At 65.8% G+C, this 26,056-nt stretch carries 25 protein-coding genes; 21 read left to right on the top strand and 4 right to left on the bottom strand.

The window, feature by feature from the left end; translation table 11 throughout:
- Positions 1-57: 57 nt before the first annotated feature.
- The 3 genes from LV476_RS05995 to yhbY are packed head-to-tail and all read right to left on the bottom strand — an operon-like array spanning position 58 to position 3,086.
- Positions 58-2,052, bottom strand: a complete 1,995-nt coding sequence (locus LV476_RS05995) for a cation:proton antiporter (RefSeq protein WP_250074399.1) — start codon at positions 2,050-2,052, stop codon at positions 58-60.
- A 42-nt stretch (positions 2,053-2,094) separates the two neighbouring features.
- A complete protein-coding gene (gene aat, locus LV476_RS05990; RefSeq protein ID WP_250074397.1) occupies positions 2,095-2,772 on the bottom strand; it encodes a leucyl/phenylalanyl-tRNA--protein transferase in 678 nt (225 codons plus the stop codon).
- Positions 2,769-3,086: a ribosome assembly RNA-binding protein YhbY gene (yhbY, locus tag LV476_RS05985; RefSeq protein ID WP_250076269.1), complete on the bottom strand. Its 318-nt coding sequence runs from the start codon at positions 3,084-3,086 to the stop codon at positions 2,769-2,771. Before yhbY ends, aat begins: the two co-directional genes overlap by 4 nt.
- A gap of 121 nt (positions 3,087-3,207) precedes the next feature.
- On the opposite strand from yhbY, the gene LV476_RS05980 reads away from it, so the two are divergent.
- From LV476_RS05980 to LV476_RS05880, 21 genes are all read left to right on the top strand, one after another.
- The gene (locus tag LV476_RS05980; RefSeq protein WP_250074395.1) at positions 3,208-3,846 is read left to right on the top strand and encodes an SCO family protein; all 639 of its coding nucleotides are present in this window, start codon (positions 3,208-3,210) and stop codon (positions 3,844-3,846) included.
- The gene (locus LV476_RS05975) at positions 3,843-4,349 is read left to right on the top strand and encodes a copper chaperone PCu(A)C (RefSeq protein ID WP_250074393.1); all 507 of its coding nucleotides are present in this window, start codon (positions 3,843-3,845) and stop codon (positions 4,347-4,349) included. The genes LV476_RS05980 and LV476_RS05975 overlap by 4 nt, the downstream gene beginning before the upstream one ends.
- A 92-nt stretch (positions 4,350-4,441) precedes the next feature.
- The gene (rlmE, locus tag LV476_RS05970; RefSeq protein ID WP_250074391.1) at positions 4,442-5,065 is read left to right on the top strand and encodes a 23S rRNA (uridine(2552)-2'-O)-methyltransferase RlmE; all 624 of its coding nucleotides are present in this window, start codon (positions 4,442-4,444) and stop codon (positions 5,063-5,065) included.
- A 93-nt stretch (positions 5,066-5,158) separates the two neighbouring features.
- Complete coding sequence (ftsH, locus tag LV476_RS05965; RefSeq protein WP_284047416.1) at positions 5,159-7,156, top strand: ATP-dependent zinc metalloprotease FtsH; 1,998 nt, start codon at positions 5,159-5,161, stop codon at positions 7,154-7,156.
- Positions 7,153-7,980, top strand: a complete 828-nt coding sequence (folP, locus tag LV476_RS05960) for a dihydropteroate synthase (protein ID WP_250074389.1) — start codon at positions 7,153-7,155, stop codon at positions 7,978-7,980. The genes ftsH and folP overlap by 4 nt, the downstream gene beginning before the upstream one ends.
- Positions 7,981-8,193: 213 nt before the next feature.
- Entirely contained in the window at positions 8,194-8,913 is a 720-nt protein-coding gene (locus LV476_RS05955) for a c-type cytochrome (RefSeq protein ID WP_250074386.1), read from the top strand.
- 139 nt (positions 8,914-9,052) lie between these two features.
- Positions 9,053-10,387, top strand: a complete 1,335-nt coding sequence (gene glmM, locus LV476_RS05950) for a phosphoglucosamine mutase (protein WP_284047415.1) — start codon at positions 9,053-9,055, stop codon at positions 10,385-10,387.
- A gap of 200 nt (positions 10,388-10,587) precedes the next feature.
- On the top strand, positions 10,588-11,328 hold the full coding sequence (rpsB, locus tag LV476_RS05945) for a 30S ribosomal protein S2 (RefSeq protein ID WP_250074385.1): 741 nt from the start codon (positions 10,588-10,590) through the stop codon (positions 11,326-11,328).
- 105 nt (positions 11,329-11,433) lie between these two features.
- Entirely contained in the window at positions 11,434-12,309 is an 876-nt protein-coding gene (gene tsf, locus LV476_RS05940) for a translation elongation factor Ts (protein ID WP_250074383.1), read from the top strand.
- A 178-nt stretch (positions 12,310-12,487) separates the two neighbouring features.
- Positions 12,488-13,228, top strand: a complete 741-nt coding sequence (gene pyrH / locus LV476_RS05935) for a UMP kinase (RefSeq protein ID WP_250074381.1) — start codon at positions 12,488-12,490, stop codon at positions 13,226-13,228.
- A complete protein-coding gene (frr, locus tag LV476_RS05930) occupies positions 13,225-13,782 on the top strand; it encodes a ribosome recycling factor (protein ID WP_250074379.1) in 558 nt (185 codons plus the stop codon). The genes pyrH and frr overlap by 4 nt, the downstream gene beginning before the upstream one ends.
- A 6-nt stretch (positions 13,783-13,788) precedes the next feature.
- Positions 13,789-14,562, top strand: a complete 774-nt coding sequence (gene uppS / locus LV476_RS05925) for a polyprenyl diphosphate synthase (RefSeq protein WP_250074377.1) — start codon at positions 13,789-13,791, stop codon at positions 14,560-14,562.
- Entirely contained in the window at positions 14,559-15,386 is an 828-nt protein-coding gene (locus tag LV476_RS05920) for a phosphatidate cytidylyltransferase (protein ID WP_250074375.1), read from the top strand. The genes uppS and LV476_RS05920 overlap by 4 nt, the downstream gene beginning before the upstream one ends.
- Before the next feature lie 2 nt (positions 15,387-15,388).
- Positions 15,389-16,627: a 1-deoxy-D-xylulose-5-phosphate reductoisomerase gene (dxr, locus tag LV476_RS05915; protein WP_250074373.1), complete on the top strand. Its 1,239-nt coding sequence runs from the start codon at positions 15,389-15,391 to the stop codon at positions 16,625-16,627.
- Positions 16,628-16,630: 3 nt separating this feature from the next.
- Positions 16,631-18,013 carry an RIP metalloprotease RseP gene (rseP, locus tag LV476_RS05910; protein WP_250074371.1) on the top strand — a complete coding sequence of 461 codons (1,383 nt, stop codon included), beginning with the start codon at positions 16,631-16,633 and terminating at the stop codon, positions 18,011-18,013.
- A gap of 113 nt (positions 18,014-18,126) precedes the next feature.
- On the top strand, positions 18,127-20,457 hold the full coding sequence (gene bamA, locus LV476_RS05905; RefSeq protein WP_250074369.1) for an outer membrane protein assembly factor BamA: 2,331 nt from the start codon (positions 18,127-18,129) through the stop codon (positions 20,455-20,457).
- Positions 20,458-20,573: 116 nt separating this feature from the next.
- Positions 20,574-21,089, top strand: a complete 516-nt coding sequence (locus LV476_RS05900; protein ID WP_250074367.1) for an OmpH family outer membrane protein — start codon at positions 20,574-20,576, stop codon at positions 21,087-21,089.
- Positions 21,090-21,112: 23 nt separating this feature from the next.
- Entirely contained in the window at positions 21,113-22,177 is a 1,065-nt protein-coding gene (lpxD, locus tag LV476_RS05895) for a UDP-3-O-(3-hydroxymyristoyl)glucosamine N-acyltransferase (RefSeq protein WP_250074364.1), read from the top strand.
- 14 nt (positions 22,178-22,191) lie between these two features.
- Positions 22,192-22,632, top strand: a complete 441-nt coding sequence (gene fabZ, locus LV476_RS05890) for a 3-hydroxyacyl-ACP dehydratase FabZ (RefSeq protein ID WP_250076265.1) — start codon at positions 22,192-22,194, stop codon at positions 22,630-22,632.
- The gene (lpxA, locus tag LV476_RS05885) at positions 22,629-23,396 is read left to right on the top strand and encodes an acyl-ACP--UDP-N-acetylglucosamine O-acyltransferase (RefSeq protein ID WP_250074362.1); all 768 of its coding nucleotides are present in this window, start codon (positions 22,629-22,631) and stop codon (positions 23,394-23,396) included. Before fabZ ends, lpxA begins: the two co-directional genes overlap by 4 nt.
- Before the next feature lie 64 nt (positions 23,397-23,460).
- Positions 23,461-24,855: a class II fumarate hydratase gene (locus LV476_RS05880; protein ID WP_250074359.1), complete on the top strand. Its 1,395-nt coding sequence runs from the start codon at positions 23,461-23,463 to the stop codon at positions 24,853-24,855.
- On the opposite strand, the gene lpxB is transcribed toward LV476_RS05880, so the two are convergent.
- A complete protein-coding gene (lpxB, locus tag LV476_RS05875) occupies positions 24,852-26,021 on the bottom strand; it encodes a lipid-A-disaccharide synthase (RefSeq protein WP_250074357.1) in 1,170 nt (389 codons plus the stop codon). The two genes, LV476_RS05880 and lpxB, sit on opposite strands and share 4 nt — an antisense overlap.
- Positions 26,022-26,056: the final 35 nt, after the last annotated feature.

Here is a 26,056-nt window from a genome sequence, read left to right as displayed (position 1 = left end):
TGGTGTTGATCTGACCGCTATCGTAGTGAAGGCACCGTGGGAATGCCAGACCGTCGCTCAGTCGGGTCGCCCGGTCAGCAGCAGTTGCTCGGCGGAGTCGAGCGCTTCCGGCGAGCCGTACAGGGTCAGGACGTCCCCCTCCTGCAGCTCGACGTCGTCGCTGGGGCTCTCGCCACGAATGCCGTGGCGGTTGATCGCATCGACCACGACCGAGTCGTCGTCCGAGAGCATCCCGCCCAGTTCCTTGCCGATGGCCGCCGAGCCCGGCACCAGCGAGACGTTCTTGAGGGTGCGAGGGGCCAGCAGGGTGAAGTCACTCTCGTCGCGGGCCCGGTCGCCATGGAAGGTATGTCGCAGCGGCGCGTAGTCCTTCTGGCGGATTTCCTGGATCTGGCGCAGGATCTTGGCCAGCGGCACGTTGAGCGTGCGCAGGACGTGGCCGCCCAGTGCAAGGCTCATCTCGTAGACCGAGGCAACCACCTCGGTCGCCCCGGCACCGTGGATGCGGTCGAGGTGTTCGTCGGTGCGTGTGCGCACGATGATCGGGATGTCGCGGTTCACCCCGCGGATCACCTCGATCGTTTTGATGGTGGAGGCCTCCTCGAGGTGGCTGATCACTACCGCGCGCGCCCGTTCGAGTCCGGCGGACTGCAGGATGTCCAGATGGGTCGAGTTGCCGAAGTAGACCCGCAGGCCCGCCTCGTTGGCCTGCTGAACGATGTCCGGATCGACCTCGATCGCGGTGTAGTCGATGCCCTCGCTCTTCAAGAGCCGGGCGACGTTCTGACCGACCCGGCCGAAGCCGCAGATCAGCACATGCCCGGAGACGTCGCTGGCATCCTCGCGTACCTCGACGTTGTGTTCGCGGCGGCTCTTGGCGTAGCCCGGGACCAGGCGCTTGGCGATCTCGCCGTTGTATTTCACCAGGATCGGCGTGAGCACCATCGAGAAGATGACCGTCCCGAGAACGACCTGTTGCTGGGTGTCGGTCATCAGGTCGCCGGCGGTGATCGACAGCATGGCGAAGCCGAACTCGCCGCCTTGCGCCAGTACCAGGCCCGAGCGCAGGGCGACGCCCGGCGCCTCGCCCATCACCCGGCCGATCAGGAAGATGATCAGCGCCTTGCCCAGGATCAGCAGGGTCAGGAATAGCAGCACCCAGTGGCCGATATCGGCCAGCCCGTCGATGTTGAGCATCATGCCGATGGTGATGAAGAACAGACCGAGCAGCACGTCGCGGAACGGGCGGATATCCGCCTCGATCTGGTGCTTGTACTGGGTCTCAGACAGGGCGATGCCGGCCAGGAAGGCGCCCAGCTCCCAGGAGAGGCCCGCGGTATTGGTCAGCCAGCCGGCGCCGAGCACGGTCAGCAGGACGGCCAGGGTGAACAGCTCGGCCGAGCGGGACTTGGCGATTTCGCGGAACAGCGGGCGCAGTACCCAGCGCCCGCCGAAGAACAGCAGCACCGCGGCCAGCACGCCCGCCCCCAGTGTCAGCGCGATCTCGAGGCTTACGGTCTCGGCATCGGCGACCGCCTGAGAGCCCAGCACCGGGATGATGATCAGGAACGGGATGACCGCCAGGTCCTGGAACAGGAGGATGCCCACGGCGTTGTTGCCGTGACGCGAATTGACTTCGAGCTGCTCGCCGAGCTGGCGGATGACGATGGCCGTCGACGAGACGCTCATCACGCCGGCGATGACGAAGGCGGCCGCCGGTGTGAACCCCATCAGCAGCGCCACTCCGCCGGTGATCAGGGCGGTCAGGACCACCTGCGCGCCGCCCATGCCCACGACCGACCGACGCATCGCGATCAGCCGCGAGAGCGAGAACTCCAGCCCGAGCATGAACAGCAGGAACACCACGCCGAATTCGGCGATCAGGTGAATGTCATGGATGTCCTTGACCAGGCCCAGGGCGTGGGGGCCGGCCAGCATGCCGACGGCGAGGTAGCCCAGAATGGCCGGCAGATTGAGACGGCGCAGCGCCACCACGGCGACGACCGAGATCAGCAGCAGGGATAGCAGGGTGGCCGTGGTGTCGACGGGCATGGGTCGGGTCTCGTTCCTTCCTGGGGCGAATCCGCGGGTGGCTTACGTTTTACCACAGCCGGGCGACTCGGTCGCCGCCTCGGCCAGCCAGCGGACGAAGACCGAGCGGGGATATTCCTCGGCTCCCAGGCTGAGAAGGTGTTCGGTGCTGAACTGCGCATCGAGGAAAGCGATGTCGCCCCAGGCGCGGTCGACCAGGATCGCGGCAAGGGCGAACTTGGATGCGTTGGGCGCGTGGCTGAACATCGACTCGCCGAAGGCGGCGCGGCCGATGCGGCTGCCGAAGACGCCGCCGACCAGTTCATCGCCATCCCAGACCTCGACCGAGTGGGCGATGCCGGCGGCATGCAGATCGAGAAAGGCCCGGCGCATTGCCGGGACGATCCAGGTCCCCGGTTCACGGTCCCGCGGGGCGGCGCAACCGTCGACCACGTCCGCAAACGCGGTATCGACGGTGACTCGGTAGCGCCCCTGTCGTCGCCACTTGGCGAGACTGCGCGAAACGTGAAAGCGCTCGGGAGTAAACAGGATGCGTGGGTCGGGGCTCCACCACAGGATGGGGTCGCCCTCGGAATACCAGGGGAAGATGCCGTGGTGGTAGGCGGCCTCGAGACGCGCGACCGAGAGGTCCCCGCCGGCGGCCAGCAGTCCGTTCGGTTCGGACAGGGCGCTGGTGACGGGCGGGAAAGCCTTGGGGTCGGGCCCGAGCAGGGGGATCATTGCTGAGGCGATTTCCCCGGCTTGGGCAGGTTGAAGTCCGAATAGCTGGCGCGCGGGCGGAACAGCACCGCGACATGGCCGACCGTCTGCACCAGGGTCGCGTGGGTCTGCGATGTGATCGCGTCGATGATCTCGCGCTTCTCGTCGCGCTCGACGCCGGGGACGCGGACCTTGATCAGCTCGTGGGTCTCGAGCGCCTGCTCGATCTCGGCGAGCACTGCCTCGGTCAGGCCGTGCTGGCCGAGGAGCACCACGGGCTTGAGGTGGTGAGCCTCGGCGCGGAGGTACTGTCGCTGACGAGCGGTAAGGTTCATGTCGTGATGATCTCCGGAAAGTGGCTCGGCCTGTGTGAAATCACACATTGCGCCATCGTGGATGACCCGGCAGTTTAACGGCTCGAATCCCGACGACCAATCTACGGACCTGGTACGACCCATGCGAGCGAATCGAGTTCTGCTGCCGCTGATGCTGGTGATGCTCGGGCTGGCTGGTTGCCGGCCCGACGCGGGGGACAATCCGCTCGCCGGCTACCAGGCGCCGGACCCGCTGGTGCTGCGCACCCCCGAAGCGCCCATGCCGTTGCCCGACGTGCCGTTGGCCGGCGTTGACGGCGAGCTCCGCTCGGCGGACCTGTTCCACGATCGCTGGACACTGCTGTACGTCGGATACAGCTTCTGCCCCGATATCTGCCCGACGGAACTCGGCCAGCTGTCCCGGATCCTCCCGGTATTGCGGCAGCGGTTGCCGAACATCCCGTGGCAAGTCGTGTTTCTCTCGGTCGATCCGGAGCGCGACACGCCCGCACACCTGGAGAAGTACACGGCGTTCTTCTCCGAGGAATTCATCCCGGTGACCGGATCGCGCAAGTCGATCGACGCGATCACCGCGGCGGTCAAGGCCGGCTACCGCATCGAGCCGCACGAGGCCGGCCAGACCACGTACAGTGTCGATCACGACACCGGCTTCCGGCTGATCGATCCGGATGGCCGGATGCTGGCTCTGTTGCCGGGGCCGCACGATCCGCCGGCGATCGTCTCGGCCCTGGAGAACTTCATGTCCGAGGTAACGAAATGAACAAGACGACAACGGCCGTGCGCGGTCCGATCAACTTCCTGCTGCTTGCCGCGACCCTGCTGGCCGGCTCCGTTGCTCACGCGGCCGAGTTGGAGGTGATCGACCCCTGGGTGGCGCTCTCGCCGCCGGGAGCGCATGCCACGGCGGCGTTCATGGAGCTGCGCAACGCGGGCGAGCAGCCGGTTGATCTGGTGGCCGCGTCGGTAGACGGCTTTCAGGTCGTCGAACTGCACCGTTCGATCGAGGAGAACGGCATGCATCGCATGGTCCAGCAGGAGCGCATCACCGTCCCGGCCGGCGGCTCGGTTGAGCTGGCCCCGGGCGGCTATCACGTGATGCTGATCGGTGCCGAGAGCGAGCTGGAGGAGGGTGAGGTGCTCACCCTCGAGCTGACGCTGGGCGATGGCAGCCGTGTGTCGGTCGAGGCGCCCGTCAAGCGGCGGGAACAGGCAATGGGCGGTCATGGTCACAGCCACGACAACGGTGGCGGCCACGAGCACTGATCGGCTGGGCACCCGCCTATCGATCGATTTGGGCAACCGGGGGCAATCGGGGATAATCCCCGGCCCCCGGTTTTCCGTATCTGGAGTCCCACATGGCGCGTTCGGTCAGCAGCAAGCGATGGCTCGCCGAGCATTTCAGCGACGAGTTCGTGCAGAAAGCGCAGCGCGAGGGTTGGCGTTCGCGTGCCGTCTACAAGCTGATCGAGCTCAACGAGCGGGACCGGTTTCTGCGGCCCGGTATGCGGGTGGTCGACCTGGGCGCTGCGCCCGGCGGCTGGACGCAGTACGCCGCCCAAGTGGTCGGTTCCAAGGGGCATGTCTATGCCCTGGACCTGCTGCCGATGGACCATTTTGCCGACACGACGGTGCTGCAGGGCGATTTCACCGAGGACGAGGTGCTTGAGCAACTCGAGGCCGCGCTCGGCGATCAGGAAGTCGACCTTGTGCTTTCCGATATGGCCCCCAACATGAGTGGTCTGGATTCGGTCGACATTCCGCGTTCGATGTATCTCGCGGAGCTCGCGCTGGACTTCTGCGACCGCATGCTCAAGCCGAAGGGCGCCTTTGTCACCAAGCTGTTCCAGGGCGAGGGCTTCGACGAGTACGTCAAGGAGGTGCGCCTGCGCTTTGATCGCGTGGTGGTGCGCAAGCCCAAGGCATCCCGCCCGCGTTCGCGCGAGGTCTATCTGGTGGCAACCGGCAAGCGCGTGAGATAAGGTTGACCGAACAGTAATCGACTCATTGATTCGCCAGGGCAGGCGGGCATCGGCGATGTCCGCCTGCTTGCGGCTGCACGCAGAGGTGTTGCGTTGAACGACTTGACCAAGAATATCCTGATCTGGGTGGTGATCGCCGTCGTGCTGATGACGGTGTTCAACAGCTTCGATCAGCGCGCGACCACGACGAGCGCGAAGCCGTATTCCCAGTTCATCCAGGACGTGAAGAGCGGCCGGATCGACTCGGTCACCATCGAGGGCAAGAACATCAGCGGCATCACCGGGTCGGGTACCCGTTTCGACACGTACAGCCCCGAGACCGACAACCGCGCCCTGGTTGGTGATCTGCTGAACAACAACGTCAAGATCAACGCCAAGCCGCCGGAGAAGCCGTCGCTGTTGATGACGATCTTCATCCAGTGGTTCCCCTTCATCCTCCTGATCGCCATCTGGATCTTCTTCATGCGCCAGATGCAGGGCGGTGGTGGCCGCGGCGCCATGAGCTTCGGCAAGTCCAAGGCCAAGCTGATGAGCGAGGACCAGGTCAAGGTCACGTTCAACGATGTCGCCGGCGCCGACGAGGCCAAGGAAGAGGTGGTCGAACTGGTCGACTTCCTCAAGGATCCGGGCAAGTTCCAGCGCCTGGGCGGCAATATCCCGCGCGGCGTGCTGATGGTTGGCCCGCCGGGCACCGGTAAGACCCTGCTCGCCAAGGCCGTCGCCGGCGAGGCCAAGGTGCCGTTCTTCTCCATCTCCGGCTCGGACTTCGTCGAGATGTTCGTTGGCGTGGGCGCATCGCGGGTGCGCGACATGTTCGAGCAGGCCAAGAAGCATGCGCCCTGCATCATCTTCATCGACGAGATCGACGCGGTCGGTCGCCACCGCGGCTCGGGCATGGGCGGCGGTCACGATGAACGCGAGCAGACCCTCAACCAGCTGCTGGTCGAGATGGACGGCTTCGAGGGCAACGAGGGCGTGATCGTGGTCGCGGCCACCAACCGCGCCGACGTGCTCGACAAGGCGCTGCTGCGCCCGGGCCGCTTCGACCGCCAGGTCGTCGTCGGCCTGCCGGACGTGCGCGGCCGCGAGCAGATCCTCAACGTCCATCTGCGCAAGGTGCCGGCGGCCAAGGACGTCGAGGCATCGCTGATCGCCCGTGGCACGCCGGGTTTCTCCGGCGCGGACCTGGCCAACCTGGTCAACGAGGCGGCGCTGTTCGCTGCGCGGGCCAACAAGCCCGAGGTCACCATGGCCGACCTCGAGCGCGCCAAGGACAAGATCATCATGGGCGCCGAGCGCAAGTCCATGGTGATGAGCGAGGACGAGAAGAAGCTCACCGCCTATCACGAGGCGGGGCACGCGATCGTCGGCCGGCTGGTGCCGGAGCACGACCCAGTCTACAAGGTCTCGATCATCCCGCGTGGCCGCGCACTCGGCATCACCATGTTCCTGCCGGACCAGGATCGCTACAGCTATTCGCGCCGCAAGCTCGAATCCAACATCTCGAGCCTGTTCGGCGGCCGGCTTGCCGAGGAGTTGATCTTCGGCGACGAGGCGGTGACAACCGGGGCGTCGAACGACATCGAGCGGGCCACCGAACTGGCGCGCAACATGGTCACCAAGTGGGGCATGTCCGAGAAGCTCGGCACGCTTTACTACTCCGAGGACGACGGCGACCCGTTCATGGGCCGCCAGGCCTCCGGCGGTCACTTCTCCGACGAGACCAAGGAGATCATCGATGTCGAAATCAAGGACGTCATCGACCGCAACTACCAGCGCTGCCGCCAGATCCTGGTCGAGAACATGGACATCCTGCATGCCATGGCCGAGGCGCTGATGAAGTACGAGACCATCGATTCGGGGCAGATCGACGACCTGATGGAGCGCCGGCCGGTGCGTGAGCCGGAGGACTGGAACGAGCGCCAGTCCGGATCGGACAGCGAGCCGCCCAGCTCCGGCGCACACGTCGACACCACGGACGACGAGGCCGAGGGTGACGATCAGGCGCCTGAGGGGCGCGACGACGCTCCGCGGGGCGACGATGACCGGCACCCGGATCACGATCCGTTGGGCGGCCCGAGGGGCGGATGACGGCAGGCCGTTGCCCCGAATGGCGGCGAGCGGGGCGCCCGTGGGTCATGGGCATCCTGAACGCGACGCCGGACTCCTTCTCCGACGGCGGTCGATTCAACAGTGTCGAACGGGCGGTGGATGCCGCCGCGGCCATGCTCGACGCCGGGGCCGACCTGATCGATGTCGGTGGCGAGTCCACCCGCCCGGGGGCCACGCCCGTTTCGCAGCAGGAAGAGCTTGATCGGGTCGTTCCGGTCATCGAAGCGCTTGCCGAACGTTTCGATTGCCCGCTGTCGGTGGATACCAGTGCGCCTGCCGTCATGAGTCAGGCCGTCGACGCCGGCGCCTGCCTGATCAACGACGTTCGCGCCCTGACTCGGCCGGGTGCGGTCGAGGCAGCGGTCGCCAGTGGTGCATCGGTCTGCGTGATGCACATGCGTGGCGAACCCGGCGACATGGCTGAACGCACCGGGTATCAGGACGTCGTTGCCGAGGTGATCGACTTCCTTGCCGAGCGCCTGCGATCCCTGGAGGCTGCCGGCTTGCCCCTTGACCGGACACTGGTGGACCCGGGATTCGGCTTTGCCAAGACCTTCGAGCAGAATTTCGCGCTCCTGCGACGGCTGGAGGAGTTCTCGTGTCTCGACGCGCCGGTATTGGTGGGCATGTCGCGCAAGCGCATGATCGGCGAGGCGACCGGGCAGCCGGTCGACCGGCGGGCGACGGGTAGTGCCGCTGCCGCATTGCTGGCCGCGGAACGCGGTGCCGCGGTGCTGCGCGTTCACGACGTCGAGGCGACGCGCGATGCGCTCGCGGTCTGGTCGGCAACATGCCCAGCTTGAAGCGTGCAGTACGCACAAAAACCGCTTTTCGGCCATAAAAGCGTTTGCCTTGGCTCGAATTAGGGTTTTCTGATATTTTGCCGCCGGGGTTAATTTGGTTGACTTGAAAATTACCGTCCATTCGCTCGTCCACCGGTTCGGGTGCCTTGTTGCGCTCGGGTGACATCGTCAAGAATGCGGGTGTGGCGGGAAGCAACAGTTGAGAGAAAAATCATGAAACAGATGCGTCGTTCACTCATCGCCCTTGCTGCCAGCGGCATCCTTGCCGCTCCGCTGATGGCCCAGGCCGCCGGCGATCCGGCTGCGGGCAAGGAAAAGTACGCTAGCTGTGCCGCTTGCCACGGTGCCGACGGTATGGGGCAGGGCGGGGCCTTCCCGAAGCTGACCGGCCTGAGCGAGGACGAAGCGGCCAAGAAGCTGACCGCTTACCGCGACGGTGATCAGGAGTACCTGAAGAGCGTCGGTCTGGGCAGCCGCTACGGCACCATGGCCCCGAACGCCTCCGGCCTGTCCGACGAGGACATCGCCAATCTCGCCGCCTACATCGCCGACGAGTTCGGTGGTGCCGGCGGCGGTGATGCGGCTGCGGCAGATCAGGGTGGTGACAAGGGCGGCGAGAAGGCCGCTTCGGCTGGCATCGCCCAGGCGGACATCGCCCGTGGCTCCGCGCTGTACTCCTCCTGCGCCATCTGCCACGGCGAACAGGGTGAGGGTGGTCATCTGTTCAGCGCGCCGGCGCTGAAGGGCATGGCGGCATCGCAGGTCGCCTCGCTGCTGAAGGTCTACCGCAAGGGCACCGAAATGGGCCCGAAGTCCTACGCGATGATCCCGCAGGCGACCCATCTGTCTGACGCCGACATCAACAACCTGGCGGCCTATGTGGCCACCATCGGCACGGACGAGGAAGTGCCCCCGAACGTCGAGGGGAACTGATCCCTGACCACCCGCCGCCCGAATATTTCGGTCGGGTAGGGGTGAACGTATCTTGGACGCCGGCTATCATGCCGGCGTCTTTGCGTTTTGGGATGCGGGTTGGCGATGGTGTCGCCCGCTTGGTGATAAAGAGGGAAAGATGGTGACGAGGGTGTTTGGAACCGACGGCGTGCGAGGGGCGGTGGGGCAGTACCCCATGACCCCCGAGTTCGTGCTCAAGCTGGGCTGGGCGGCCGGCAAGGTGCTGGGCGATCACGGCCGCCGGCGGGTGCTGATCGGCAAGGATACGCGCGTGTCCGGCTACATGTTCGAGTCGGCGCTCGAGGCCGGGTTCGCGGCGGCGGGCGTGGACGTGCGCCTGCTCGGTCCCATGCCCACTCCGGCCATCGCCTACCTGACGCGTACGCTGAGCGCCTCGGCCGGGGTCGTGATCAGTGCCTCGCACAATCCCTTTGACGATAACGGCGTGAAGTTCTTCTCCGCGCATGGGGAAAAGCTCCCGGACGCGATCGAGGACGACATTCAGGGGTTGCTCGACCACGAACTGGCCGTGATCGATAACCGCCGTCTGGGCAAGGCTGACCGCATCGAGGATGCGCCCGGGCGCTACATCGAGTTCTGCAAGAGCACCGTCCCCAACGGGATGAGCCTTGCCGGCCTGCGCATCGTGGTCGATTGTGCCCACGGCGCCACTTACCACGTCGCCCCGCGGGTTTTCGCCGAGCTGGGCGCCGAGGTCGAGGTGATCGGCGCCGCGCCCGACGGCTTCAATATCAACGAGGGCGTCGGCTCGACCCACCCGGAGACGTTGCAGGCGGCCGTGCAGTCGTCGAAGGCCGATCTCGGTATCGCGTTCGATGGCGATGGCGATCGGGTGATCATGGTGGATGCGGATGGCGGAATTCGTGACGGCGACGAGTTGCTGTACGTCATTGCCGCCGGTCGTATCGAGCAGGGTTATCAGGGTGGCGTCGTCGGCACCCTGATGAGCAACCTCGGGCTGGAGCAGGCAATCGAGGCACTCGGTCGGCCGTTCCAGCGCGCCAAGGTTGGCGATCGCTACGTCCACGAGGCGCTCAAGCGCGAGCAGTGGTTGCTGGGCGGTGAGTCCTCCGGCCACCTGCTGTGCCTCGACCGACACACCACCGGAGACGGCATCATCGCCGCCCTGCAGGTGCTCGCCGAGATGGCGCGCCGTGACCGCTCGTTGACCGAGCTGCTCGAGCCGATGAGCATTCTGCCGCAGACACTGATCAACGTGCGGATCGAACAGCCCGTGTCGCTCGAGGACCCGGTGATCGTCGAGGCAGTCGCGGCTGCCGAACGCGAACTGGCCGAGCGTGGCCGGGTGTTGCTGCGCCCGTCCGGTACCGAGCCGCTGATCCGCGTGATGGTCGAGGGTGAGTCCGAAACGCAGGTGTGCAGCGTGGCGGAAACCCTCGCCGAGGTAGTTCGTGTGCACGCGGCAAGCTGATCCGGCTCGTCTCGCAATTTCCGGTTCCGTCCGGCGTCGTTCTCCCGTATAATTCGCGCGCCGGGTCGCCCCTCTCGCAGGCGGTGATCCGAAATCCCACACGCCCATCGAGTTGGCAGCGCGGGGTGCCCAGCGGTTCGGCCGGGGTTGCGTTGTCAGATGTGGCGGAGGCCCAACCCAATAAAATCAGGTAGTTACTAATGGCTAAAATCACGATGCGTCAGATGATCGAGGCCGGTGTCCACTTCGGTCACCAGACTCGATACTGGAACCCGGGCATGGCGCCCTACATCTTCGGTCAGCGCAACCGGATCCACATCGTCAACCTGGAAAAGACCCTGCCGATGTTCGAGGACGCCTTGAACTACGTCGGCAAGCTTGCAGGTAACGGCGGCAAGATCATGTTCGTCGGCACCAAGCGTTCCGCGCGCGACCTGGTCGAGCAGGAAGCCAAGCGCTGCGGCATGCCGTACGTCAACCACCGTTGGCTCGGCGGCATGATGACCAACTTCCGCACCGTTCGCTCCTCCATCCGCCGCCTGAAGGCGCTCAAGCAGATGGAAGAGGACGGCAGCCTGGCGAAGCTGGTCAAGAAGGAAGCGCTGGAAACCACCCGCGAGCGCGCCAAGCTCGAGCGTTCCATCGGCGGTATCCAGGACATGGAGCGCCTGCCGGACGCCCTGTTCGTCATCGACGTGGGCCACGAGGACATCGCCATCAAGGAAGCCAAGAAGCTTGGCATCCCGGTGGTTGCCGTAGTCGACACCAACAACAGCGCCGAAGGCGTTGACTACGTCATTCCGGGCAACGATGACGCCATCCGCGCCATCCAGCTCTACACCACCGCCGTGGCCGACGCGGTTCTGGACGCCAAGGGCGCTTCCAGCGTGAGCGAGTCGGACTTCGTCGAAGTGTCCGACGAGGAAGAAGCGGCCAAGTAAGGTCGTAGGTCGGACGGCTATGCGGTCGTCCGCCGCCAAATTTCCAAACAACGGGTCCGTTGGCCCGTTGTTTTCGTACAAGACAGATTCGGGAGACAACAGCTCATGGCAATTACCGCCTCTCTGGTCAAAGAGCTCCGCGAGCGCACCGGCTCGGGCATGATGGAGTGCAAGAAGGCACTGGTAGAGACCGACGGCGACATCGAGGCCGCGATCGAGCAGATGCGCAAGAGCGGCCTGGCAAAGGCCGACAAGAAGGCTGATCGCGTTGCCGCCGAAGGTCAGGTAGCCATCGCGCTCTCCGATGATCGCAAGAGCGCCGCCATGGTCGAGATCAACTCCGAGACCGACTTCGTGGCCAAGGGCGACGACTTCACCGGCTTCGCCCAGGGCGTTGCTGATCAGATCCTGGCCGGTGACCCGGCTGACCTAGACGCCGTCAACGCTCTTCAGGTGGACGGCGAGGCGGCCGATGATCGTCGCAAGGCGCTGGTCGCCAAGCTGGGTGAGAACATCCAGATCCGTCGCTTCGTTCGCATCGCCACCTCGGGCGTCGTCGGTGCCTACCGTCACGGCGAGCGGATCGGCGTGCTGGTCGAGCTTGAAGGCGGCAGCGAGGAGCTGGCGCGTGACCTGGCGATGCACGTCGCGGCCTCCCAACCGACCTGCGTCGACGAGTCCCAGGTCGACGAGGCGACCCTCGAGAAGGAGCGCGAGATCTTCCGTGCTCAGGCCGCTGAGTCGGGCAAGCCGCCGGAGATCGTCGAGAAGATGATCGAAGGCCGCCTGCGCAAGTTCCTGGCCGAGATCACCCTGGTCGGGCAGCCGTTCGTCAAGGACCCGGACCAGACCGTCGGCCAGCTCCTGAAGAAGGAGGGCGCCAAGGTCGCGCGCTTCGAGCGCATGGAGGTCGGCGAAGGCATCGAGAAAGAGGAAGCCGATTTCGCCGCCGAGGTGATGGCGCAGGTCAAGGGGAGCTGATCCCCTTGCCGAAAAGCCGGGCTTGCCCCGGCTTTTTTTTGAACTGCGGAATCTCCGCCTAAGCCCCGGCCCGCGACCCGGTGGCGCTCCGACGGGGCTTAGGCAGAGATATCCGACGACGCCGCGACCGCCCGCGGCGCCCCGTCCGTCGCATGACCACAGCCCACAGGTGAACGATATGCAAGCTGCCGGCTCCCCCCGCTACCGACGTGTCCTGCTCAAGCTCAGCGGTGAGGCGCTGATGGGTGAACAGGCGTTTGGCATCGACCCGGCGGTCATCAATCGGCTGGGTGACGACATCCAGGCCCTGCGCGACCAGGGTGTCGAGGTCGCGGTGGTCGTCGGAGGCGGCAACATCTTCCGCGGCGAGGGGCTGGCTGACGCCGGCATGGACCGGGTCACCGGCGACCAGATGGGCATGCTGGCGACCGTCATGAACGGCCTCGCCATGCAGGACGTGCTCGAACGCCGAGACCTGCAGGTGCGAGTGATGTCGGCGGTGTCCATCCATGCGGTCTGCGAGGATTACATCCGCCGCCGTGCCGTTCGCCACCTGGAGAAGGGGCGCGTAGTCGTACTGGTCGGCGGGACCGGCAATCCGTTCTTCACCACCGACTCGGGGGCAAGCCTGCGGGCGGTCGAACTCAAAGCCGATCTGATGATCAAGGCGACCAAGGTCGATGGGGTCTACAGTGCCGATCCAACCACCCATGCGGATGCGGAACGCTACGATCATTTGACGTACAATGCCGTGCTCGACCAGCGGCTGGGCGTCATGGACGCTACCGCGATCGTGATGTGTCGCGATCAGCATATGCCGCTGATGGTGGTTGACATCAATGAACCGGGGAACCTGGTGCGCGCCGTCGCCGGCGAGACCGTGGGAACCCTGGTGACAGCGGAGAACGTGAAGAAATGATTGACGACGTGGTCAAAGACGCCCGTTCGCGGATGAACAAGAGCATCGACGCACTCAAGGGCGAGCTTGCCAAGATCCGCACCGGCCGGGCGCATGTGAGCGTGCTCGACCATATCCACGTGGAGTACTACGGCAGCGATGTGCCGCTGTCCCAGGTCGCCAAGCTGTCGACCGAGGATGCGCGCACCCTGGCCGTCACCCCGTGGGAAAAGGACATGGTGGGCAAGATCGAGAAGGCGATCATGACCTCGGATCTGGGTCTCAACCCGGCCACCGCCGGCACCGTCATCCGCGTGCCGATGCCGCCGCTGACTGAAGAGCGCCGTCGCGAGCTGGGCAAGGTAGTCCGTCACGAGGGCGAGAACACCAAGATCGCCATCCGCAACATCCGTCGTGATGCCAACAACGACCTCAAGGCGTTCCTCAAGGAGAAGGAGATCTCCGAGGACGAGGAGCGCCGTGGCCAGGACACCATCCAGAAGCTGACCGACGAGCGGGTCGCCGAGGTGGACCAGATCGTGGCCGAGAAAGAAAAAGAGCTGATGGAAGTCTGATTCGACGTGCGGGCGCGTAGCAACGAGCACGAGCCGGCGCCCGAATTCGACCGGGCGCGATTGCCGCGCCACGTGGCGATCGTCATGGATGGCAACGGTCGCTGGGCGCGCGCCCGGCACCTGCCTCGCACGGTGGGGCATCAGCGCGGCCGCCGCGCCGTGCGCGCCACCATCCGCGCTGCCATGCGCCGCGGCGTCCCCCTCCTGACCCTGTTCGCCTTCTCCTCCGAGAACTGGAAGCGCCCGATCGAGGAAGTCGATGCGCTGATGAAGCTGTTCATCAACGCCCTCGAGAAGGAGCTCGACGAGCTCGACGAGAACGGCGTCCGCCTCAGTTTCATCGGCGAGCGTTCGCGCCTCGATGAGCAGGTGCGCGGGCTGATGGAAGCGGCCGAGTCCCGCACGGCCGGGAATGACCGCCTCCATCTGCAGATCGCCGTCAGTTACGGCGGTCAGTGGGACATCCTTCAGGCCGCCCGCCGACTCGCGGAGCGACAGGCCGAGACCCCGGTCGATCTCGACGACCCGGAGACCTTGCGCGCATCCTTCGTTGCCGGACTTTCCACCGGTGACCAGCAGCCCCCCGTCGATCTGTTCATTCGAACTGGCGGCGAGCACCGTCTCAGCAACTTCCTCCTCTGGCAGATGGCCTACGCCGAGCTCTACTTCACCGACGTGCTCTGGCCGTTGTTCGACGAGGCCGAGTTCGACCGGGCCCTGGCCTGGTTCGGCAATCGCGACCGCCGCTTCGGTCAGGTCGCTGAAGGTGGCAAGGCATGATCACCGGCACGCCGTTGCGACTGGTGACCGGCATCGCCGCCGGTCTGGTATCGCTGGCCGTTATCCTGCTGGCCCCGGAACGAGTTTTCGCCGGTATCACGCTGGTGGTGCTCGGCTGGGCGGCGGTGGAATGGTTTCGTCTCTGCGGGCTCGAGCCATGCCAGATCTGGCCTTGGGTGCTCGCTACCGTGGCGGTGGCGGTCGGCTGGCAGGTGGCCTGGCCCGAAGGGCAGCGTGCCTGGCTGCTGGGCGCGGTCGCCATGGTCTGGCTGGCCTTGTTCGTCGCCCAGTTGCGTCATCGCAGCGAGCGCCCGGCCAACCGGCCGTTCTGGCTGCGTCGACTGATCGGCCTGATCATCCTGCCGCTGTTCTGGCTGGCGCTGGTGTCAATCCATGCCGCTCCGCAGGGCGAATGGCTGCTGGTCTTCGGCATCCTCGTGGTCGTGGTGGCCGACTCGCTGGCCTATTTCGCCGGCCGGGCATTCGGTCGGCGCAAGCTCGCTCCGATGATCAGCCCGGGGAAATCGATCGAGGGCGTGATCGGCGGTCTGCTCGGGGTGGCCGTGCTGGCCGCCATCGGCGCGGTGTTGCCGTTGTTTGCCGCCACCCCCAGTTGGTTGCTGGCCGGCTGGTGTGTCGTGGTGGCATTGGCCTCGGTGGGCGGTGATCTCGAAGAGTCCCGTCTGAAGCGGGAGGCGGGCGTAAAGGACAGTGGCCGGGTGCTGCCGGGACACGGCGGTGTGCTCGACCGGCTTGACGGGCAGTTCGCGGCCATGCCCCTTTGGTGGCTCGGCCTGTGGCAGATGCAGTTGCTGGGGGCGTGACGATGGAGAGGCAGCGCGTCGGTCTTTTCGGGTCGACCGGCAGCATCGGCAGCAGCACGCTCGATGTGCTGGCGCGCCACCCCGAGCGTTTTTCCGTCGAGGTGCTCGCCGCCCACTCGCGGGTCGAGCCGCTGTTCGAGCAGATCAAGCGTTTCCGACCCGCTACTGTCGGGCTGGTCGATGGCGACCGGCGCGCCGCGCTGGAAGAGCGTCTGACGAGCCTGCCGTCGAGTCAACGACCGACCGTGGTGACCGGGCAGGCGGCCGTGGACGAACTGGCCGGCACCGCCAACCTGGACATCGTGGTGGCGGCGGTCGTGGGCACGGCCGGGTTGCGCTCGACCTGGAACGCCCTGGCCGCGGGCAAACGCGTGTTGCTGGCCAACAAGGAGTCTCTGGTCGCGGCGGGCGAGTTGATGCTGGACGTGGCTCGTCAGGGCGGGGCGACGCTGTTGCCGATCGACAGTGAGCACAACGCCATCTTCCAGTGCTTGCCGGCCGAGCAGGCCGCGCTGGTCGGTCGCGCCGGCGTGGTCGAGGAGAACCGCGACATCGAACGGCTGGTCCTGACGGCCTCCGGCGGCCCGTTCCGCGATCGCCCCTTGGACGACTTCGCCGCCATCAGCCCAGAGGAGGCCTGCGCCCATCCCAACTGGTCGATGGGGCGCAAGATTTCGGTCGACTCGGCCACGATGATGAACAAGGGTCTGGAAGTCATCGAAGCGGCGCGCCTGTTCGGCGTCTGCGCCGAACGTATCGAGGTCCTGGTCCACCCCGAATCCGTGATCCACTCGATGGTGCGCTTTGTCGATGGCTCGGTGATCGCCGAACTGGGCGAGCCGGACATGCGCACGCCGATTGCCCACGCATTGGCATGGCCCGATCGGATCGACTCGGGTGTCGCGCCGCTCGATTTCGGCGCCCTGGCCGGGCTGCATTTCGAGGCACCCGACCCTGAACGTTTTCCCGCACTGCGACTTGCCTTCGAGGCGTTGGCTGCCGGCGGCAGCATGCCGCTGGTGCTCAATGCCGCCAACGAGGTGGCCGTCGAAAGCTTCCTCGATGGGCGGATCGGTTTCATGGCGATCCCGGCGGCCATCGAGGCGGCCATGGCTCATTTCGCAGAGACAGGCGGGCCGCCACTACCCTCGAGCATCGATGCGGTTCTCGATGCGGATCGAGCCGTGCGTGACTGGACGGCAACGTGGTGTTCCTCGTCCCCGGATCGGGTTGCGGGGTAGGGCATGGACATTCTCGTCAGTCTGGTCGGCTTCCTGCTGACCATCGGCATCCTGGTCGCCTTCCACGAATACGGTCACTTCTGGGTTGCGCGGCGTCTGGGCGTACGGGTGCTGACCTACTCGCTCGGCTTCGGCCGCGCGATCTTCTCCACCCGCCGTGGTCCGGAGTCGATCGAGTATCGCGTCGGCATGCTGCCGCTGGGTGGCTACGTACGCATGCTCGATGAGCGCGAAGGCGAGGTTGATCCGGCCGAGCGCCACCGGGCCTTCAACCGTCAGCCGATCCGTGTGCGTGCTGCCGTCGTCGCGGCCGGGCCGGCCGCCAACGTGGTCCTCGCCCTGTTCTTCTGGTGGCTGATGTTCATGATCGGCACGCAGGGGCTGTTGCCGAAAGTCGGGGATCTCGAGGCGGAGTCTCGTCTTGCGAGCGCCGGTGTCGAGGCCGGTGACGTGATCCGTGCCGTCGATGGGAAGCCGGTGACGACGCTTTCCGATTTGCGTTTGCAGCTGCTCAATGGCGCGATCGAGCAGGAGCGCCTGTCGGTCGAGCTGCAGCGTGATGGCGGCACCCGCGAAGTGATGCTCGACCTGCGTGAGCTCGACCCGCTCGGCGGCGAGATCGGTCGTCAGCCCACCGACATCCTGGAGCGGGTCGGTTTCGCGCCCTGGCGGGCGCCGGCCGAGGCAGAGATCGCCGAAGTCCAGTCCGGCTCGCCCGCCGAGGCGGCCGGTTTGTCCGCCGGCGAACGGATCGTCGGGCTGGAGGGAGTCCGCTACGACGATCCCTGGGCGCTGATCGAGGCGATCAGCGGGCGCGCCGGGCAGGCCTCCGAACTGATTGTCGCGGGCGAGCACGGCGAGCGCCGGGTGAGCGTGACCCCGCGGCCGACCGAGGTGGATGGCGAGACCGTCGGACGTATTGGCGTGGCGCTGGCATCCCGTCCGCTCGATCCCGAAGCCGCCAAGGTGATGTTCCTGATCGAGCGGGCAGGGCCCATCGAGGCGATGGGGCTCGCCGTCGAGCGCAGCTGGGAGATGACCGCCCTGACCTTCGAGGTGTTCTATCGGCTGCTGCGCGGCGAGGCGAGCCTCGCCAACCTCTCCGGGCCGGTGGCAATCGCCGAGTACGCCGGCAAGAGCCTCGTGCTGGGTGTCTCGACCTTCCTCGGCTTTCTCGCGCTGGTCAGTCTTTCGCTGGCCATTCTCAATCTGCTGCCGATCCCGATGCTGGATGGCGGTCACCTGCTTCTGTACGCGATCGAGGCGCTCAAGGGCAGCCCGGTCGGACCGGCCTTCGAGGAAGTGTTTGCTCGCCTGGGGATCGCCGTTCTCGGCCTGTTGATGCTGGTGGTTTTCTACAACGATATTGCCCGGTTGATGCACTAGCCCTGCTTGGGCCACAATAGCCCGGATTCACGCTTGTGCCGGGTGCGTGCCCGCCGTGCCGCGGCCGGTTCTCCGTACCTGTTTCATCCGCCTGACCAGGAAAGCCTTTTGGCATGACCATCATCCAACGCTGCACCTCTCTGGCGCTCGCCGCGCTGCTCTTCCTGCCCACGCTGGCACAGGCATTCGAAATTACCGACATCCGGGTCGAGGGGCTTCGCACCATCTCGCCCGGCACCGTCTTTACCTACATCCCCTACGAGGTCGGTGACGACTTCGAGCCCGGTGACAGTACCCGTGTGGTGGAGGCCCTCTACGACACGGGTTTCTTCGAGAACGTCGAGGTGGGGCGCGGGCCGGATGATGCCCTGCTGATCCGCCTGGAGGAACGGCCGACCATCACCGCGATCGAGGTCGACGGTAACGAGAAGGTCGAGACCGAGAAGCTGCAGGAAGCGCTGAAGTCGATCGGCCTGGTTCAGGGCCGGGTGCTCGACCAGCGCGCGCTCGACAAGATGCAGACCGAGCTGCAGCGGGTCTACTACAGCCTCGGTCAGTACGGGGTGCAGATCGAGACCGAAGTCGAGGAGCTCGATGGCAACCGTGTCTTCGTCGACATCGAGATCTATGAGGGCAAGCCGGCCTCGATTCGCCGTGTGCGCATCATCGGCAACGAGGACTTCGACGAGGACGAGCTGCTCGACGAGGTCGAGCTCGGCCCGGTCTCCTGGTGGCGCTTCTGGTCGAACGCCGATCAGTACTCCAAGCAGAAGCTCCAGGCGGATCTCGAGCGCCTGCGCTCGTTCTATCTCGATCGCGGCTATCTCAAGTTCTCGATCGATTCCACCCAGGTGACGATCACGCCCGACAAGAAGGACATCGAGGTCGTCATCAACATTACCGAGGGCGACCGCTACAAGGTCGAGGACGTGACCTACAGCGGCAACATGCTGCTGAACGAAGAGACCCTCGAGGAATTGAACCAGGTCGAGGTCGGCGAGTACTTCAACCGTCGCCAGGTCGTCGATACCAGCGAGGCTATCGGCAGCCGCATGGGCGACTACGGCTACGCCTTCGCCCGGGTCGAGCCGCGGCCGCAGATCGACGAGGACAACAAGACGGTGGTCGTCGACTTTAACATGCAGCCGGGCCGCCGGGTTTCCGTCCGCCGGATCGAGTTCCAGGGCAACTACAACACCAACGAGGTCGTCTACCGGCGCGAGATGCGCCAGATGGAAGGCAGCTGGTACGCCGGCGACAAGCTCGACCGCTCCAAGGAGCGCCTCGAGCGCCTGCCGTCCGTCCAGAAGGTCGAGCAGCAGGTCTCGCCGGTGCCCGACGCGCCGGACCAGGTCGACGTTGAGTACGACATCACCGAGCAGCTCTCCGGCTCGCTGTCCGCCGGGGTGGGCTACTCGCAGGCCGAGGGCGTGCTGTTCAACGTCGGTCTCAACCAGTCGAACTTCCTCGGTACCGGCAAGGAAGTCGGCTTCAACGTCGAGCGCAGCTCGTACCGCGAGTACTATCAGTTCAACTACCTCGACCCGTACTTTACGGTCAACGGCGTGAGTCAGGGCTTCGGGCTGTTCTACCAGAAGCAGGACGGCACCGAGCTTTCGCTGTCGCGCTACCTGGTCGACTCCTACGGCGGCAACATCAACTTCGGCGTGCCGCTGTCCGAGCGCACGTATGCCAAGATCGCCTTCGGCATCGAGAGCCAGGAGATCAAGGCGACGACGTACTCGCCCAGCTGGGTGACAGGCGAAGACGGTGGTCCGGGCTTCGACGGCGAGCAGTACTACACCTACACGATTCGCCCGTCCTGGCGGTACGATTCGCGCAACCGGCACCTCTTCCCGACCTCGGGTCAGTATCACAAGCTCTCGGCCGCAGTGGCCGTGCCGGGCAGTGACCTGACCTACGTGAAAGGCGAGTACGACGGCGAGTTCTATTTCCCGCTCACCGACATGTTCACGCTTCAGGCTCACGGCAACGTCGGCCAGATCAAGGCCTACGGTGACACCCAGTCGGAATACAGTGGCGTGAGCCCGTACTACGACGGCCTGCCGCCGTTCCTCAACTATTTCACCGGCGGTATTCGGTCGGTGCGCGGCTACGAGGACTACTCGCTCGGCCCGCGCGACAACAACGGCGATCCGATGGGCGGGACCTTCAAGGTCAATGGCGGGCTGGCGGTCTACTCGCCGCTGCCGTTCCTGACCGAACAGCGCGACTCGGTGCGCATGTCGGTCTTCTGGGACGTGGGCAATGCCTATCGCGATGTCGAGAACTTCAAGGCCGACACGATGCGCCAGTCGGTCGGTATCGGCCTGAGCTGGATCTCGCCGGTCGGTCCGCTGATGTTCAGCTATGCCGAGGCGCTCAACGACGAGCCGGGCGACCGGACGCAGAGCTTCCAGTTCTCCATCGGCGCATCGTTCTGATGCCCACGGGCTGCATGTCCGCTGTGGCATAATGAGGCACCACCGATGAAGTGGGGCGTTGAATCGTCGACGCCCGTTCGGCCCATGAGGGCCCAGATGTTTCAGGAGATGATCGCGTGATTCGCTTCGTTCAACGATTGGCTTTTCTGACCGTCGCGCTCTGCGTGCCGTTGCTGGCCCAGGCCGCTGACGACGTCAAGATCGGTTTCGTCAACTCGTCAGTGCTGCTTGAGCAGGCGCCTCAAGCCGCGCAGGCGAAGCAGAAGCTCGAGCAGGAGTTCTCCGCCCGTGAAGAGGAACTGCGTCAGCTCCGTCAGGAGATCCAGGGTCTCGAGGGGCAACTGAACCGTGAGGGGGTCACCATGACCGACTCCGATCGCGGTGGCCTTGAGCGGGAGCTCAACCGCAAGTTGCGCGATCTGCAGCGTCAGCAGAGCAACTTCCGCGACGATCTCAACCTGCGCAAGAACGAGGAGCTGGGCAAGCTTCAGCGCCTGGTGCTGGAGGCCATTCGCGAGGTTGCCCGCGACAAGGGCTACGACCTGGTGCTCTCCGAGGGTGTCGTCTACTCCGCCGATCGGGTCGAGCTGACCGAGGAGGTGCTGGACCGCCTCGAGCAGAAAGGCCGCTGATCGCGGTCGGGGTTGGAGTCGCGGTGAGCATTCCCGCCAGCACGAGCGTGACCGTCGGCGAAATCGCCGCCTGGCTTGACGCCGCGGTCACCAACGAGGCCGCTACCCGGATTACGGGGGCGGCCTCGTTGGCTTCCGCCTCCGGCAGCGAGATGGCCTACTACGATGGCGATCGCAAGACGGCCGCCGTGGCATCGCAGACTTCCGCCGGACTCGTGATCACCACCGAGACCGGTAGGGCGAGCCTGCCGTCGGGCGTGCCGGCCATCGTGGTTGCGGAACCGCGCCTTGCGTTCGCTCGCGCACTCGAGCGGCTCTATGCGCGACCCACGCCGGATGCAGGCATTCATCCCTCCGCGGTGGTGGGCGAGGTGGTTATCGACCCGTCCGTCAGCGTCGGCGCGCAGACCGTCATCGGGGATGGTGCGCGGATCGAGGCGGGTGCGGAAATCGGGCCCGGTTGCGTGATCGGGCGTAATGTCGTGATCGGAGCCAACACCCGGCTTCTGGCACGGGTGACGGTGCTCGACGACAGCGTGATCGGTGCCCGCTGCGTGATCCAGCCCGGCGTGGTCATCGGCTCGGACGGCTTCGGTTTGGCACAGGACCGCGGTAGCTGGCGGCGGGTGCCACAAGTGGGGCGTGTGGTGATCGGTAACGATGTCGACATTGGCGCGAACACCACCATCGACCGGGGTGCGCTCGACGACACCGTGATCGATGACGGGGTCAAGCTGGACAACCTGATCCAGATCGCACACAACGTGCGCATCGGAGCGCACTCGGCGGTCGCGGGTTGCGCCGGGCTGGCGGGATCGAGCGAGGTCGGTCGGCACTGCACGCTTGGCGGCGGTGTGGGACTTGCCGGTCACCTGAAGCTGGCGGACAACGTCCACATCACAGGTATGTCGATGGTTACCCGTTCGATTCACCAGCCGGGCGTGTACTCGGCCGGAACCCCGCTGGACAGCAACGAGCGCTGGCATCGCAACGCCGCTCGCTTCAAACAACTGGACCGGCTGGCGCGCCGGGTAAAACAACTCGAAAAACAGCTCGGCGAGGTGCCGACGCGTGAGGAAGACTCGTGAACGAAGACAACATCATGAACGTGCAGGAGATCATGGAACTCCTGCCGCACCGTTACCCGTTCCTGCTGATCGATCGCGTGGTGGACTGGGCGCCTGACGAATACCTGGTGGCGATCAAGAACGTCACCTTCAACGAACCTTTCTTCCAGGGGCATTTTCCGGTGCGCCCGATCATGCCGGGGGTGCTCGTCACCGAGGCGATGGCCCAGGCCACCGGTGTGCTCGCTTTCCGCAGCAATGGCGGCAAGCCCAAGGATAATGCGCTCTATATGCTTGTCGGACTGGACGACGTGTCGTTCCGCCGCATGGTTGAGCCGGGTGACCAGCTCACCATCCGCGTCGAGATCAAGCGCATGGCGCGCGGCATGGGTATCTTCAACTGCGAAGCGCACGTGGGCGACGAGCTCGCGGCGCGGGCAACGGTCAAGTGTGTGGCCAAGGAAGTGACGGAGTGATCCACCCGACCGCGATCATCAGTGACGAGGCCCGACTGCACGAGAGCGTGTCGGTCGGCCCCTTTGCGATCATCGAGGGTGAGGTGGAAATCGGCGCCAATACCGTCGTCGAGTCTCATGCCGTGATCAAGGGGCCGTGCCGGATCGGCGCCGACAACCATATCTTCAGCCACGCCGTGGTCGGCGAGGTGCCACAGGACCTCAAGTACGCCGGTGAACGGACGTTCCTCGAAATCGGCGACCGCAACCGGATCCGCGAGTTCTCCACCATTCACCGTGGCACCAGCGGTGGGGGTGGCCTGACGCGGCTGGGCTCTGACATCCTGGTGATGGCCTACGCGCATGTCGCACATGACTGCCTCGTCGGCGATCACGTGATCCTTGCAAACGCGGCTTCACTGGCCGGGCACGTCGAGGTCGGCGAGTACGCGATCTTCGGCGGCTTCGCGGTGGCGCACCAGTTCTGCCATATCGGCCCGCATGCCTTCATCGGTGGCTTTTCCAAGGTCTCCAAGGACGTGGTGCCGTTCGTGATGGCCGATGGGGCCCGGGCGCGGGCAATCGGCCTGAACAAGGAAGGACTCAAGCGCCGCGGGTTCTCGCAAGAGACCATCACGCTGCTCAACCGCTGCTTTCGTCAACTGGTCAAGCGCCAGGGAGACGACCTGGCCTGGACCGAGTTCGAGCAGGCGGCCGAGACCGAACCGGCGCTGGCCGAGATGCTCGACTTCATCCGCGAGAGCGAGCGCGGGATCACCCGCTGATCCCGACAGACCGGCCCGGTGCCGTACTAGCCGCATTCACTCCTAACCCGCCCGTTCCAACGCCATGACAGCCACCAATCCCGCCGAACGCATCGAACACGACAGCCTGGGCGAGGTGCGGATGCCCGCGGACGCCCTCTACGGCCCGCAGACGCAGCGGGCGGTCGACAACTTCCCGGTCAGTGGTCGGCCCATGCCGGTCGCCTTCATCGACGCCCTGTGCCGCCTCAAGGGCGCCTGTGCGCGAGGCAATGAGCGGATTGGTACGCTCGATAGCGACCGTGCCGCGGCGATCGCGGGCGCGGCCGACCGCCTCGTCGACGGATTGGCGGCTGGGCAATTCCGCGAAGCCTTCCCGGTCGATGTCTACCAGACCGGATCGGGTACCTCCAGCAACATGAACGCCAACGAGGTGATCGCGCATCTCGCGGCGGACGCGGACGTTCATCCCAACGACCACGTCAACATGAGCCAGAGCTCGAACGATGTGGTGCCGAGCGCCATCCGGGTGATGTCGGTCCTGCAGATCGAGCAGCAGATGCTTCCGGCACTGGCGCACCTGGAGACGGTGCTGCTCGGTCGCGCGAAGGAGCTACAGGACGTGGTCAAGACCGGGCGAACGCACCTGATGGACGCTACGCCCATTCGCTTCGATCAGATGATCGAGGGCTATGTCGAGCAGTTGCGCGGCTGGCGTGGCGCGGTGGAGCAGGCTTGCGACCGGAATCTCGCCCTGCCGCTCGGCGGCACGGCCGTGGGGACCGGCCTGAACGCCCCGCAGGGCTTCGCCCAGGCGAGCGTCGAAGCGCTCAACCGCGATCTTGCCTGCGAACGCTCGTTCATCCTCCTGTCGCGGCCCGCTGCGGGCATGAGCGTTCAGGACGATTCGCTGGCGCTGAGCTCGGCCCTGCGTGGCGTGGCCGCATTCCTGCACAAGCTCGCCAACGACCTGCGCTGGATGAACAGCGGTCCGCTGGCCGGCCTGGGTGAAATCAGCCTGCCGGCGCTGCAGCCGGGCAGTTCGATCATGCCCGGCAAGGTCAACCCGGTGGTGCCGGAGTCGGCGGCGATGGTCGCGGTGCAGATCCAGGGCCTCGATCACGCCATCGCAATGGCGGCCCAGTCCGGCAACTTCGAGTTGAACGTGATGTTCCCGCTGGTGGCTGCCAACCTCGACGAGATGATCAACTTGGCCGCGAATGCCTCGCGGCTTCTGGCCGACAAGGCGATAGCCGGCTTCACGGTCAATCGTGAACGCATCGAGCGCGATCTGGCGGCAAATCCGATTCTGGTCACGGCACTGAATCCCGTCATCGGCTACGAGGCCGGTGCCGCGATCGCCAAGCGCGCCTACGCCGAGGGACGGGCGGTGATCGATGTGGCGCGCGAGATGACCGACCTCGACGAGGCAACGCTGACCGAGCTGCTCGATCCGCGTCGCCTCACCGGCGAGGGCTAGCGCGCCAGCATCCGGGCGGCCAGGTCGGCGAGCCGCTCGAGTGCGCCACCGGCGCCGAGCCGCTCGCGGACTTCCCCCAGTGCCGCTCGCTGCTCACGGGCACCCCGACGGCTGAGGATCGACTCGATGTCCGGCGCCAGGCGGTTTGGGGTGGCCTCGTGCTGGATCCGCTCGGGAATCGCGGTCCGTCCGAGGATGACGTTGGGCAGGCCGACGTGTTCGATGCGCACCAGATACCTGGCGAGCGCGTAAGTCAGCGCGTTGGTGCGATACGCGATCACCTGCGGTGTGCCGATCAGGGCGGCCTCGAGCGTGGCGGTGCCACTGGCGACCAGCAGCGCGTCGCTGGCGGCCATTACCTGCCGTGCTCCGCCTTCGGTGACGCTCAGTCGTGCCCGGAGGGCGTCGGTCAGGTCGGCCGCCTCGATCTGTGCGTCGAGCCAGTCGGGATCGATGGAGCCTGCTCGAGGCACGACGAAGCGGCGCTCCGGATCGGCGGCCAGCAGGCGGTCGGCGGCCTCGAGGAATACCGGTAGCAGCCGTTCGATCTCGCTCTTGCGACTGCCGGGCAGCAGGCCGATCACGGTCTCGTCGGCGGTCAGCGATAGGGCGTGCCGGGCGGTGGCCCTCTCCGGCGCCTCGCGGTCGACCAGGTCGAGCAGCGGATGGCCCACATGGGTGGTGGGCAGGCCGTGGCGGGCGAACAGCGGCACCTCGAAATCGAACAGCACCGCCAGCTGGTCGGCGTAACGGTCGAAGTGCTTCGCCCGTCCCGGTCGCCAGGCCCATACCTGCGGGGCGACGAAGAACAGTACCGGGATGCCCCGCGCCTTGGCCTCCTTGGCCAAGCGCTGGTTGAATTCCTGGAAGTCGATCACGATGACGAGATCCGGGCGGCGGCTGTCGAGCGCCTCGATCAGGGTGTTCATGGCCGCGCGTAGCTGGCCGTAGTGGCGCAGGACCTCGACCAGGCCCATCACCGAGACCTGGTCCATGTCGACAATGGTGTCGATGCCGGCGGCGCGTGACTGGGCGCCGCCCAGGCCGAAGGCAGAGACCCCCGGCAGGCGTTCGGCCAGTCGGGGCATCAGCTCGGCGGCGTACATGTCGCCGGAGGCCTCGCCGGCAGCGAACAGGATCTGCGGGTGGTGGGTCGATGAATTCAAGCTGGCCTCCCTGCAGCAAGATGAGTGATCACAAT

The sequence above is a fragment of the Guyparkeria hydrothermalis genome (assembly GCF_023555385.1).
Taxonomy (GTDB): Bacteria; Pseudomonadota; Gammaproteobacteria; order Halothiobacillales; family Halothiobacillaceae; genus Guyparkeria; species Guyparkeria hydrothermalis_A.
Note: the sequence above shows the minus strand (reverse complement) of the source record. Positions and strands in the feature narration are given on the sequence as shown.